Source organism: Paraburkholderia sp. BCC1884 (assembly GCF_900996225.1).
GTDB lineage: Bacteria > Pseudomonadota > Gammaproteobacteria > Burkholderiales > Burkholderiaceae > Paraburkholderia.
Map to the genome: position 1 here is coordinate 63,161 of NZ_CAAJGL010000022.1, position 12,395 is coordinate 75,555.

General features: G+C 63.1%; 8 protein-coding genes. 2 read left to right on the forward strand and 6 right to left on the reverse strand.

The features are described 5' to 3' along the window. Positions 1–8: 8 nt before the first annotated feature. Positions 9–2,900 carry a DNA-binding protein gene (locus tag FQ705_RS01430; protein WP_144137693.1) on the reverse strand — a complete coding sequence of 964 codons (2,892 nt, stop codon included), beginning with the start codon at positions 2,898–2,900 and terminating at the stop codon, positions 9–11. Between the two features lie 465 nt (positions 2,901–3,365). Then, positions 3,366–3,968, reverse strand: coding sequence for a hypothetical protein (locus FQ705_RS01435; RefSeq protein ID WP_409934667.1), 603 nt, complete (start codon positions 3,966–3,968; stop codon positions 3,366–3,368). Between the two features lie 240 nt (positions 3,969–4,208). Here FQ705_RS01435 and FQ705_RS01440 point away from each other — a divergent pair, with 240 nt between their 5' ends. After that, positions 4,209–4,841 (forward strand): helix-turn-helix domain-containing protein, encoded by a 633-nt coding sequence (locus FQ705_RS01440; protein ID WP_144137694.1) that lies wholly within the window; start codon positions 4,209–4,211, stop codon positions 4,839–4,841. A gap of 1 nt (position 4,842) precedes the next feature. Here FQ705_RS01440 and FQ705_RS01445 read toward each other — a convergent pair whose 3' ends face one another. After that, positions 4,843–7,854 (reverse strand): FAD-binding and (Fe-S)-binding domain-containing protein, encoded by a 3,012-nt coding sequence (locus FQ705_RS01445; RefSeq protein ID WP_144137695.1) that lies wholly within the window; start codon positions 7,852–7,854, stop codon positions 4,843–4,845. Between the two features lie 50 nt (positions 7,855–7,904). Continuing rightward, a complete protein-coding gene (locus FQ705_RS01450) occupies positions 7,905–8,942 on the reverse strand; it encodes a DUF1338 domain-containing protein (RefSeq protein WP_144137696.1) in 1,038 nt (345 codons plus the stop codon). A gap of 110 nt (positions 8,943–9,052) precedes the next feature. On the opposite strand from FQ705_RS01450, the gene FQ705_RS01455 reads away from it, so the two are divergent. Further along, positions 9,053–9,985 (forward strand): LysR substrate-binding domain-containing protein, encoded by a 933-nt coding sequence (locus FQ705_RS01455; RefSeq protein WP_144137697.1) that lies wholly within the window; start codon positions 9,053–9,055, stop codon positions 9,983–9,985. A gap of 24 nt (positions 9,986–10,009) precedes the next feature. Here FQ705_RS01455 and FQ705_RS01460 read toward each other — a convergent pair whose 3' ends face one another. Together FQ705_RS01460 and pcaQ are read right to left on the reverse strand one after the other, a co-directional pair. Then, positions 10,010–11,143 carry a 4-hydroxyphenylpyruvate dioxygenase family protein gene (locus FQ705_RS01460; protein ID WP_144137698.1) on the reverse strand — a complete coding sequence of 378 codons (1,134 nt, stop codon included), beginning with the start codon at positions 11,141–11,143 and terminating at the stop codon, positions 10,010–10,012. A 168-nt stretch (positions 11,144–11,311) separates the two neighbouring features. Then, positions 11,312–12,316 carry a pca operon transcription factor PcaQ gene (gene pcaQ / locus FQ705_RS01465; RefSeq protein ID WP_144137699.1) on the reverse strand — a complete coding sequence of 335 codons (1,005 nt, stop codon included), beginning with the start codon at positions 12,314–12,316 and terminating at the stop codon, positions 11,312–11,314. Positions 12,317–12,395 lie beyond the last annotated feature (79 nt).

Genomic DNA, 12,395 nt, shown 5'->3' on the forward strand with positions numbered 1-12,395 from the left:
CCCGGCGATCACCCCGCGATCTTCGACATGACCGCGGTACTCGGGTCGTAGCGATAACCCTTCTGAGCCAGTTGCTGGTTCATCGTCGCGCCGATCAGCTTCTGCTGGGTCTCCCGCGCGACCAACTCGTGATCCGGCTTGAGCCGCTCGAGTTCGGATGCCAGCCGCCGAACCAGCGCCACCTCGCCCGTGCTGCGTGCATCGATAAACAGAATCTTCTCGCCGGCCACGCCGAGTCGCTGCTTCAGGTCCTTGGCATGCGTGACCCACTGCTCCACATTCGTGCGAACCTCGTCGAGTGCCTTGGCGTGCGACTTCGCTTGCGCTGCTATCTGACGTTGCAATGCGGCGATCACCTCTGCATTTTCCGACTCGACAGGCGCGCTGGCTGGATGCTGGCCTCGCTGTTCGGCCTTCGCCACGGCCTCGCTTAGCGCCGCAACGCGTTGTTCCAACTTCGCCGCGCGCTGTTCGGCGAGCTCCGCCCGCTGTCTGGCCGCCGACATCTCTTGCGATACACGATCCAGTTCGGCGCTCGTGGCCGTCTTCGCCTCGGTCGCAACGCTGACGCGTTGCTGAGCCTCTTGCAACTCCGCCGTCAGGCGGCGCAATTCGTCGAGTTGCGCCGACGCATCGCCGGTGCGCGCCTCAGCGGCCTTGCGCTCTGCGGAAAGCGCCGTGCGAGCCTCCTGCAGACTGGCCTCCAACCCAGCAAGCCGCGCGAGGCTCTCGCTTGCCTGTGTGCCGGCGGTTTGCTCGCGCGAGGTGGCCGCGCTCAACTCTTCCGACAATTGCGCCGCTTCTGCGGCTTTCGTCTGATACGCCTTGCTCGCCGTGGCGAGTTCCTGACGCGCCTGATCGCGATCCTGCGCAACTTGCGCCAATTCATCGCTCTTTGCCGAAACCAGCGTCGCCAGTTCCTCGCGCGCCTTACGCTCTTCTTCAAGCGATGCCTTCGTCGCTTCGAGCGCTGCGTCTTGCGTCGAAGCCTGTTGCACGTGTTCCGCGATGCGCGCCTCCGCCGACTCGGCACGTGCGGACGCCGCATTGGCTTCCTGCGACCATCGCGCTGCCTCGGCCGACTTGACCTCATGGGCGTCGGCCAGATTCGAAGCCTCCTGGCGAGCCACCTGAAGCGCCGCGGACGCGCGCGCGATGTCGCCATCCTTGCTGGCGACAACCGCATTCAACTCGTCGCGCGCCTTGCGCTCCTCTTCAAGCGTCGCCTTCAGCGCCTGCAAATTGGCGTCGCGCGCCAACGCGCTTTGCACGAGTTGTTCGATGCGCGATTCGGCCGCTTCAGCACGCGCGATCGCCGTGCTGGCTTCCTGCGTCCATTGCGTGACTTCTTCGGTTCTGGCTTGCACTGTCTCGCTCAACGTTGCGGCATGCTGCAACGCCTGGTCGCGTTCCTCGGTCACGCGCGTGATGTCGTCAACCTTGCTTGCAACGTCCGCTTGCAATGCGGCATTCGACTCGCGCGATTCTTCGAGCGTCGACTTCACGGCGGCGAGATCGGCTTCGAGTGCCGCTCCGCGCTGCGTAAGTTCCGCGTTGCGGGTTTCCGCGGCTTCGGCGCGCGCAACCGCCGCATTGGCGTCCTGCGTCCAACGCGCGACTTCTGCCGTCCTGGCCTGCACCGCGTCGTTCAAATTCGCGACGTTGTGCAGCGCCTGATCGCGCGCGCCCGTGAGCAGCACGATTTCGTCCGTCTTGCTCGCGACTTCGGCGAGCAACTCCCGGTGCGCCTTGTGCTCTTCTTCAAGCAACGTCCGGGTCGATTCCAGTTTGGCGTCTTGTGCCAATCCGCTCTCGATGAGTTGCTCGATACGCACGTCCGCCAATTCAGCGCGCGACGTCATCGCGTTGGCATGCTGGGTCCAATGCGCGACTTCGTCCGATTTGACCCGCACCGTATCGTTCAGATTCGCGACGGTTTGCAGTGCGTGATCGCGTGCCTCGGTGAGTAGCGCGATCTCGTCCGTCTTGCTTGCGACCAGCGCGACCGACTCTTCGCGCGCCTGGCGCTCTTCGTCTAGCGCCTGCCGCGTCGAGTCGAGCGTCGACTTCGTCGCGTCGAGATCGGCTTCCAGCGCCGACCCACGTTGCAACAATGCTTCGATCCGCGCCTCGGCGGTATCGGCGCGCGACGAAGCCATGCTGGCTTGCTCGGTCCATCGTGCCACCTCATCCGACTTCGCCTCACAGGCGTCGTCCAGAGCAATGACTTCCTGGCGCGCCAGATCGCGCTCCTCGGTCAAGCGCGCAATCGCATCGCTCTTGTTCGAGACGACCTCGGTCAACTGTTCGCGTGCGGTCCGTTCTTCGTCGAGCGTCGTCCTGGTGGTGTCCAGATCGGCATCTTGTATGGCGATTCGCTGCAGCAGTTCGTCGATGCGAAATTCCGCCGCCTCTGCGCGGCTGGTCGCGGTCACGAGTTCCGCGCCGAGCTGAGCGGCGGTGTTCTCCGACGCAGTCAACGCGTTCGTCACGCTGGCAAGCCGCTCGCGCTCCGCGTCGACCTCTTCAACCGTCTTCTGATATTCGGTGAGCGCTTCGTCCCGATCCGCGCGCGCGGTGTCGACTTTCTGGCTCGCTTCCGTCAGGCGATGATGAAAAGCCTTCTCCGCTTCCGTTTGGGAGGCGGCCCAGATGCGTCCCGCAGCGCTCATCATGGTTTCGGCGAGGTCTTCGGGCACGGCGGCCTGGACCTGCGATTCCGCAGCGCCCGTCTGCCGCGCTTCGCGCCAGCGCTGCAACGACGCAACGATCTCGACAAGCGATCCGCCCTGAACCTCCGTCCAGATCGTCACGGGAGAAACTCGTTTGCCTTCGTCGACCATGCGATCCGCGATCGCGGCGATCCGTTCGTCGGTGATTGTGTCTGCGTCCGTGGACATAAAGCGCCTCAAGAATCAATGTGACCGGGCGGAAGATCAAGTCTTCGATACGGTACTACGTCACGCAACGTCCGCGAAATACTCATGGGACGCCTGTAGCAACCTCGACTTCTCCTGCGCGTTACCGGTTTCCGCCCTGCTGCGACTGACTAGCTTCTGTAGACGAATCGACATGGCCATGCGAGTCGCTACCGCGTGAATCGTCGTTGCCGGGGGTGGCCAATCAGTCGCGTCTCCGTGCGGGCTGGCTGGCCAGCGTTCAATAATAAGCCAGTATTATTGCAGGCGAAGCTCGTGTGGGCTCATGGGGCTGCCGATCGCGTCGCCAGCCGATGTGGCGAACGCCGGTTCACTTCTGTTCTTACTACGGCAACGCGGCCATGAAGTTTAGAGCGCGCGGTCACAAGCCGCGTCAATTCGCGCAAAGCGGAATGGCGAATAAGGAATACGGAAAAGGCATTGCGCTTACCAAGGCGATTTTTTGTCGCTTCGCCCAAAACGCACGAGACTTGATTCCGCTTCGTCGACTGCGAACACGGGCGCACAGAGCAATTGCTGTTCGTGCAAATCGAGAAGCCGGGTAATCGGCGAACAATCGGCGGGATCGATCCGCCACACGTCTTTATTCGCGCCGCGAGCGGCAGCGTCCAGAATGCGCTCGGCATCGAGATAGAAATCACGGTCGAGTGCGCCAAAACCGGCCTGCTGGAGAAACCAGGCGAGATAAAGCGCCTTAACCAGTTTGGCGAGTAGATCGCCATTGCCCTTACCCGTCTGGAACGCCGCCAGTGCGACGTGCCAGCGCAGCGACTGCTCACGCACATAACTCGCCGGATGCGGCAATAAGTCGGCTTTACCAAGTGGTTTTCTACGCGACTGATTCCCCGAAGGCCGTTTTTTTCGATTCTGCGACATGGACCGTGTGTGATCTGATTGACACTGTTCTATTAATCCCAGCATCGTAATGCATATGACGGATAAAAATACCCAACCGAGTGGCAATTTAACAGAATTAATCAATATGCTTCGCGCATATTGGGATTTAACTGTGAGCACAGTCGAAATCATCAAGTTATAAATTACCGATTCGAGTTAATGACAAACTCATGAAAATGTAAAAAATCGCGACACGAGTTGAATAATGCCGCTCGCCCTTTGCGCGGGCAGGTGTTTCCAATACGAAAAAGCGGCGCGGCTTACGCGGGCTCAAGGGCCGACCAAGCCAGTCCGACCGTGCGCCAAGCCTCGAATGTTATTATCGGAAACATCGAGCGCCGCCAAAGGCGCGCATCCCAGCCGCCGGACCCCATGGACACGCATCTCACCAAACCCGCCGATCCTTCCACGACCGACCTCGGCCGGCGCGTACGCGCCGCCCGTCAGGCGCAGGACCTGACGCTGGAAACGGCGAGCCGCCTGTGCGGCGTCTCCCGCTCCACGCTGTCGAAGGTCGAAAACGGCCTGATGTCGCCCACTTTCGACGTCCTGCAAAAAATCGTGCTGGGTCTGAAGATCGAAATCGGCGAGTTGTTCGGCTCCACGCCGAAGGTGAGCGCCAGCGGCCGGCGCGCGCTGACGCGCAAGGACGAGGGTCAGCGGCACGCCTATCGTGGCTACCAGATGGAACTGCTCGCCACCGACCTCGCGCATAAGGCGATGCTGCCGTTTCGCATCCGCATCTCGGCGCACACGCTCGACGCCTTCGACGACTGGGGTCGTCACGAGGGCGAAGAATTCCTGTACGTGATCAGCGGCAGCGTGTGCCTGTATTCCGAGCTATACGCGCCGACGCATCTGAACGCTGGCGACAGCCTCTACTTCGACAGCCGCACCGGTCACGCTGCGGTTTCCACCAGCGACGAAGACGCCGAAGTGTTGTGGATGGCAACCAGCGCGGACATTCCGCAGGTGCCGTCCACGGTCGAATCGCAGAAGAAATAAGCTAGCGCGCCGCCAGGGCCCGTTGCGCCAATTGCGCAATATGCAGCGCGTGACGACCTGTGCCCTGCTCGATCTGTTCACGGCAACTAAAGCCGTTGGTCAACACGATCGTCTCCGCGTTCGCCGCTGTCGCGTCGCGTACTGCGGGAAACAGCGCGTCCTCGCCGATCTTCTCCGACAGCGCGTGATGCTCCGCGTTGAAGCCGAACGACCCTGCCATTCCGCAGCATCCCGTGTCGAGCAGTTTCCATTTCACGCCGAGCTTGTTCAGCAGCGCGGTGTCGCCCTGCATGCCGAACAGGGCCTTCTGATGACAATGTCCGTGCACGACCACGTCGGCGGCAAGTGCCGGCCATTCGAACGGCTGACGCGCGACGAAGTCGGAGAAAAGAAAGGTTTGCGCCGACAGCTTCTTTGCCAACGGATGGTCGGGCAGTTGTTTCAGCAACTCGTCCTTGAACACGGACAAACAACCGGGTTCGAGACCGACCACCGGCACGCCGGCGGCGATATCGTCGGCGAGGTCGTCCAGGATATGCGTAAGCAGTTCGCGTGCACGATCGAGCAGACCGAAGTCGTACAGCGGACGTCCGCAACACAAGCGTTTTTTCGGCAACACGACCTGCCAACCCAATTGCTTTAAGACATCGGCGGCGGCCTGCGCGATCTCGGGTGTGAAGTGATCGTTGAAGGTGTCGACCCACAGAATGACTTTCTTCACGTCGCCGCGCGTATCCGCCGATGTTCTCGCCGCGTCGGAACGCTGCGCAATCTGCCTGTAGGTCGTCGTAGCGAAGCGCGGCAACTCGCGCGCCTGCGCCACGCCCGCCACCCACTTGCCGATCGACGCCAACCCCGGCGCCGACGTCACGAAATTCGTCAGACGCGGAAAACGCGCCGCCCACGGCGCCCATTCGCCGATTCGCCCCATGAACAACGCCTGACGTGGCCGCCGATTCGTCTCGTAGTAATGCGAGAGAAATTCGGCCTTGTACGACGCCATATCCGTATGCGTCGGACAATCGGATTTGCAGCCCTTGCAAGCGAGGCAGGTGTCGAGCGCGTCTTTCACCTCGCGGCTTTGCCAACCGTCGGCGATCACCTCGCCTTGCAGCATTTCCCAGAACAGATGCGCGCGGCCACGCGTCGAGTATTGCTCTTCGCGCGTCGCGCGATAGCTCGGGCACATCGTGCCGCCGTCGAGCGAGCGGCACTTGCCCATGCCGATGCAGCGCTCGATCTCGCGCTGGAAGCCGCTGCCTTCCGGGCTGGCGAAGGTCAGCTTCGTTTGCAGCGTCACCGGTTTATAGGCGGGCCCCATACGCAGGTTGTCATCGGCGCGATAGGCATGCACGACCTTGCCCGGATTCAATCGATTGGCCGGGTCCCAGATGGCCTTGAACTGCTCCATCGCCTGCATGAGTTCGGGGCCGTACATGATCGGCAGAAACTCGGCCTTGGCCTGGCCGTCGCCATGCTCGCCGGACAGCGAGCCGCCGAATTCCACCACCAGTTGCGCCGCTTCGCGCAGAAACGTGCGCCATGTTGCGATGCCGGCCGCGCTGCGCAAATCGAAGGTGATGCGCGCGTGCACGCAGCCGTCGCCGAAATGGCCATAGAGACTCGTCTCGTAGCCGTGGCGATCCACCAGCGCCTGGAAGGCGCGCAGGTAATCGCCGAGGCGCAGCGGATCGACCGCGGCATCTTCCCAGCCGACCACCGGGTCCGGCTTGCCGGGATCGACCGACAACGCCACCGCCGAGGCCCCTGTCTCGCGAATCGACCACACCTTGGCCTGCAACGCGCGCTCTTCGACGAGCATGGCCGAAATGTTCGGCCCCGCCTCGCCTGACGAAAAATACGCCGCGGCTTTCTCGGCCTGCTGCATCACCGCCTGCTGGGTGTCCGCGCCGAATTCGAGCACGACCCACGCATCGCCTTCGGGCAGCAGCGCAATCTCGTCCTTCTTCAAACCACGCGCCTGCAGGCCGCGAATGATCGCGCGGTCGAGTCCTTCGATCGCGATCGGCTCCCAGCGCATGAAACTCGGCACGGCATCCGCCGCCGTGTAGATATCCGTGAAGCCGACCACCACGATCACGCGCCTGGCGGGACTTTTCACGAGGCGCACTTTGGCCTGCAACGTGACGGCGCACGTGCCCTCCGTACCGACCAGTGCACGCGCAACGTTGAAGCCGTTTTCCGGCAACAACTGATCGAGATTGAAGCCCGACACGCGCCGCTTGATCCGCGGGAATTTCGCGCGTATCTGCCCGGCGTAGGTGTCGCGCAACTGCTTGAGTGCAGCGTAGATTTCGCCCTGGCGTCCGCCCGCTGCAATGATGCGTTCGAGTTCATCGTCCGATGTCGGACCGACCCAGAAGCGCGCACCGTCGAAGGTCGCGATCTCCAGCGCCTCGACGTTTTCGACGGTCTTGCCGGCCATCACCGAATGCGCGCCGCACGAGTTGTTGCCGATCATGCCACCGAGCGTGCAGCGGCTATGCGTGGCGGGATCGGGGGCGAAGGTCAGGCCATATTGTTCGGCGGCATCGCGCAAGGTATCGCAGACCACGCCGGGCTCGACGATGGCAGATCGCGCGGCGGGATCGATCGACACGACGCGGTTCACGTACTTGCTGGCGTCGGCGACAACCGCGACGTTCACGCATTGGCCGTTCTGCGAGGTGCCGCCGCCGCGCGCGAGAAACGGCACGTCGTTGCGATGGCAAGCGGCGAGCGTGGCGAGCAGATCGTCGATGTCCGCCGGCACGACGACCGCGAGCGGCACTTGTCGATAGTTCGAGGCATCCGCTGCGTACAGGGCCTTCGAGCCCTGATCGAAGCGCACTTCGCCGCGTAGGTGACTACGCAGATCGGTTTCGAGCGCCTGCATCACGGCGTCGGTGCCTTTGAAAGGCGTGGCGACGCGCGGCACCTTCGCCGCGTCGGGCGAGGCCTCTTTTGGCGTCTCGATGCCCGCGCCCTGCTCTTCATCCAGCGATGTGCCCACTGTTGCGCCCCCTTGTCTCATCTCCTGCGTGGAGCGCGGACGCTCCATCCTCACGCGGCCTGATTCGCGGTCATCCTGAAGATGCCCTGCGCGTTGCCCGCGTCGAAACGCAGGTCGGTTTCCCAACGGCGCGCGTCCTGATCGAACGTCCGCTTGCGCGTGATGAACTCGTAGAACGAGCCCGGCACCTCGCGCGTCACGGTGCTGCCATCCATCGCGCGGAATTCACGGCGCACGATATCCGCGCGATACGCGGTCTGGAATACGCGGCCCGAACGCGAGCGCTCCACTTCCGGTTTCATCGGACGGTCTTTCGCCTTTTCGTCGTCGGACAGTTTGAAGACGTCCGCGACGCGATCGGTGGCGTGATTGAAGGCGTTGCCTTCGGTGGCGATCCACGCCATTTCCGCCGATTCCTTCAACAATACTTCGTAATCGGCTTCGCGTGGCGTCTCGTGCTGACGCGCGAAGGCGCCGACGATCACCGGCAGCAACTCATGCGCCGCGTCGAGCGGCAGCACGCCGTCGCGTTCGAGCTCCCACAACTGGCCGGTGGCGCGCGGCGTCAGCGGATCGCGCGAGGCGCCGATCACGTTCGTCACCGCCTGCTGAAACTCCGTCGAAAAACGCTCAGGGTGCAATTCGCTGACGAAGAATTGCGCGATCTCGTCGGGCGCGTCGTCATGCGCCCACGCGCGGCCGGTCATGCCAAGGCGGTCGAGCGGATAGCGCCCGTTGATGCTGAAGCCGAGCGGCCTTAGAATGCGCGCAAATGCCGCTTCACCCGGCGGCAACGCGCCGCTATGCGCCCAACGCACCGTGCGCAACGCACCGTGGTCGAAGTACACGCCACCGCCTGCCGCAAGGGTTTCTTCCGTGTATTGCCGGCCGTTCGCCGAGCGCGCCAGCAGGTCTTCGAACAACGCCATGTTCATCGCCTGAGCCAGTTCGGCGCGCGTGACGCTGCTGTCTTCCCACTCGTTCAGAATCTGCGGATGGTTCAATGTCGCGAAGAGCCGCGCGGTTCGTTCAGCGCCCAGCCATTTCAGCAGCAGTTGTTCGACATTCGCATTCTTCACGTTTCGCATTACGGTTCCTCTAAGGCGTACAGGAGCAAGGTAAATGCGTGATTATTCAAATCTGCGGGCCTGCCGTAAAGCGAGATAAAATCGCCACTTGATGCGTTTTTGGAATCAACGTGCGAAAGTTCAAGATCCCCAGCATGGGTGCGCTGCTCGCTTTCGAGGCCGCCGCACGGCACGAAAGCTTCACGCACGCGGCGCGCGAGTTGTTCCTCACGGAGAGCGCGGTGTCGCGGCAAGTCAATTCGCTGGAAAACAATCTCGGCGTGCGGCTGTTCGTGCGGGTCAAACAGCGCGTGGTGCTGACGAAGGCGGGCAAGGTGTACAGCGCGCAAGTGCGGCGCTCGCTGGAACAACTGGACCGCGACACGCTGTCGATCATCGCGCATGGCAGCGGGGGCGGCTACCTGGAACTGGCCGTGTTGCCGACGTTCGCATCGCAATGGCTGATTCCGCGGCTCGCGGCGTTCAATGCGCACTACCCGGACGTGCGCGTGAACATGGGCGTGCGCACCGGCACCTTTCCCTTCACCGACACGCACTTCGAAGCGGCGATCCACTACGGCAAACCCACCTGGCCGGGAACGTCAGCGGATTTTCTGTTCAGCGAAGAGGTCGTACCGGTCTGCACCGCGAGTCTGCTGAAGCGGCCCGTCGAGCACGCGGCCGATCTGCTGGACTATCCGCTTCTGCACTCGACCACGCGGCCGGATGCCTGGGCAACCTGGTTCGAAGACCTCGGCGTCGACGACAATCGCACCATGCAAGGCGTGCGCTATGAACTGCACACCATGCTGATCAGCGCCGCAGCAGCGGGTCTCGGGATCGCGCTGGTGCCGCGTTTTTTCGTCGAGACGCAACTCGAACAACTCGGGCTCACGATTCCACTGCACACGCCCGCCGTCGCCGACGCCGGGTACTACCTCGTTTATCCGACCGAGTCGAGCCACGGTAAGCCGCTGGCGAGTTTTCGCGAGTGGTTGTTGCAGGAAGCGGCGTCTTATAGCGCGATCAATCCCGAGTTGGGCGGCGATCCTGATGGAGCCTGAGCGGCGGCAGCTGAAGCCGACGCACTAAGCCCCGGCTTGCTCGCGCGCCTGCGCGAGCGCGCTGAGATTGCCTTCGCCGAAACCGTGATGGCCTTGGCGCTGGACGATCTCGAAGAAAATTTCCCCACTGCCCCGGCGTACAAAGGTCTGGAAAAACAGCAGCGGTACGCCGTCGGCGCCGATCTCGCCATCCACCAGCACATGCGTGCGCCTGAGCCGCTCGACGTCGAGCCCATGACCCGGCAGCCGCGCGTCGAGTTGCGCGTAGTAGCGCGACGGCGGTTCGACGAATTCGACGCCGTTCGCGAGCAACTGCTCGACGCACGCGAAGATGTCGTCCGTGGCGAGCGCGATATGTTGCACGCCTTCGCCCGGATGATCGGGCAGATATTCGTGCATCAGATGAGTCCGGCGCGTGCCTTCTTCGTACAAGGGCACGCGGATCGCGCCGCATGGGGACACCATCACGCGCGATTCCGCCGACACATGCCAGTTCGCATGCAACTCGTGAATCTCACGGAAGTTGAGCAGGTCGCGATAAAAGTCGAGCCATTCCTGCATGCGGCCCTCGCCGACCGTTTGCGTCAGATGGTCCACGGCGACAAGGCCAGTGCCCGCGTGACTCAGGTCGGCGTGCGCCGTGTCGATCTCGACCGGCCGGAAGTCGATGTCGAAGATCGAGATATCGCCGAGACCGCCGCGCTGGCCGCCGCGTCCGCGCCAACGGTCGACGAAATAGATGTGCGAGTCGCCAATGCCCTGGATGGCCGGAATCAGTAATTCGCCCACGCCGAGCTTTTCGCCTTCGAAGGCCCACGCGCCGAGTTCGATCGCGCGGTCGAAGGCGCGCTGCGCGTCGGCCACACGAATGCCGATCGCGCAGATGCCTGCGCCGTATTCCTCGGCATAGCGCGCCGCGAAAGAATCCGGCTCGGCGTTGATGAGAAACTGCATCTCGCCCTGGCGATACAGCGTGACGTCCTTGCTGATATGACGCGCAATCGCCTTGAAGCCGAGTTTGACGAAAGTCGCGCCGAGTCCCTGCGGGTCGCGCGAGGCGAACTCCACGAATTCGAGGCCGGCGGTGCCGAGCGGATTGTGCTCAGGCGCCGACACGGCGCGCAGCGCGGCGTCTGGAGTGGGCAAGTCGCTGGGCATGGCAATCTCCTTGTACAGTCTTTCGACGCTGTGTGCGGTGCATCAGATATACGCTGCCGCGATGTGCGCCGCAGCAACGCAGCAGGCGCGACGGCATTTGCACCGTGTTTGTACACCGGCTCACCGCGCCTTCGCAACCTTCATTTTGTACTGAATGGTTCACAGACGTTAAATCTGCGCCGGCTTGCTACGCCGCCGCTCGCGCGTGCCTTTGGGTCTGACAGCCGACTTGCCTGCAACAGACGCCATGCGCTGCTGCGCCACCTCGCGAACCGCCTCGATAAAAGCCCGTCCCACCGGCGAAGGCTGCGTATCGGAGCGGCGGATCAGACCGACCGGCTCGTCCGTCCCGGTGAACGGCAACGGCAAACGTACCAGCATGCCGTGCGCCAGTTCGTATTCCACGGCGCACAAGGGCACGAACCAGACCGCGTCGTTCTCGAGCGTCAACGCGCGGCCCGTGGACACCGACAGCACTTCGACAAAAGCCGATAACGGCGGCACGCCCCACGCACTCAGCAAACTGTCCGCCGATTGCCGGATCAGCGTGCCGAACGGCGGCAGGACGACCGGGAAATCGTCCAGCGACGTAACCGGCAGAGCCGCGCCAAGCGCCAGGGGATGCCCGGTGCGCACCACGGCGATCAACGGCTCACTGAACAGTTGCTCGAAGCTGAGGCCGACCATACGCTCAGGATCGGCCAGACGTCCGATGGCGAATTCGATCGTGCCCGCTTTAAGGCGCTCGAGCAATTCGGGGTTGGCACCGGTTGCAAGCCGCACGATCACGCGCGGCCACAGCGTGGCGAAGCGCTTCAGCACCGGCGGCATCAGCGCGGCGGCGACGGTCGGCAGAATGCCGATTTCGAGCGTGGCGGCCGTCGCGCCTTCCGCGCGCGCCAGCAAATCGACGCCCTGCCGCAACGCGCTGACACAGGCGCTCGCGTGCGGCATGAAAAGCTGCCCTTCGCGGGTCGGCATGGCGCCGTGCCGGCCGCGTTCGAACAGCTTCACGCCGAGAATCGCCTCGAGTTCGGCAACGGTCTTGGAGACCGCGGGCTGGGTGATCGACAGGCTGTCGGCGGCGCGCTGGACGCTGCCGAACTGGGCTACGGCCAGAAAGCACTGGAGGTGACGGAATTTGACGCGGCTGTCCGCGAGGCTGCGTTGCATAACGTCAGGTTATACGAAAAGGGCGAAAACGTCATTTTGCATAACCGCTCGGGTTGGATAAAGTCACTTTCATAAACCG

Excerpts from the sequence above, each read along its gene's own strand:
- FQ705_RS01430 (WP_144137693.1), bottom strand. The coding sequence starts at position 2,900 with ATGTCCACGGACGCAGACACAATCACCGACGAACGGATCGCCGCGATC.
- FQ705_RS01435 (WP_409934667.1), bottom strand. The coding sequence starts at position 3,968 with ATGATTTCGACTGTGCTCACAGTTAAATCCCAATATGCGCGAAGCATA.
- FQ705_RS01440 (WP_144137694.1), top strand. The coding sequence starts at position 4,209 with ATGGACACGCATCTCACCAAACCCGCCGATCCTTCCACGACCGACCTC.
- FQ705_RS01450 (WP_144137696.1), bottom strand. The coding sequence starts at position 8,942 with ATGCGAAACGTGAAGAATGCGAATGTCGAACAACTGCTGCTGAAATGG.
- FQ705_RS01460 (WP_144137698.1), bottom strand. The coding sequence starts at position 11,143 with ATGCCCAGCGACTTGCCCACTCCAGACGCCGCGCTGCGCGCCGTGTCG.
- pcaQ (WP_144137699.1), bottom strand. The coding sequence starts at position 12,316 with ATGCAACGCAGCCTCGCGGACAGCCGCGTCAAATTCCGTCACCTCCAG.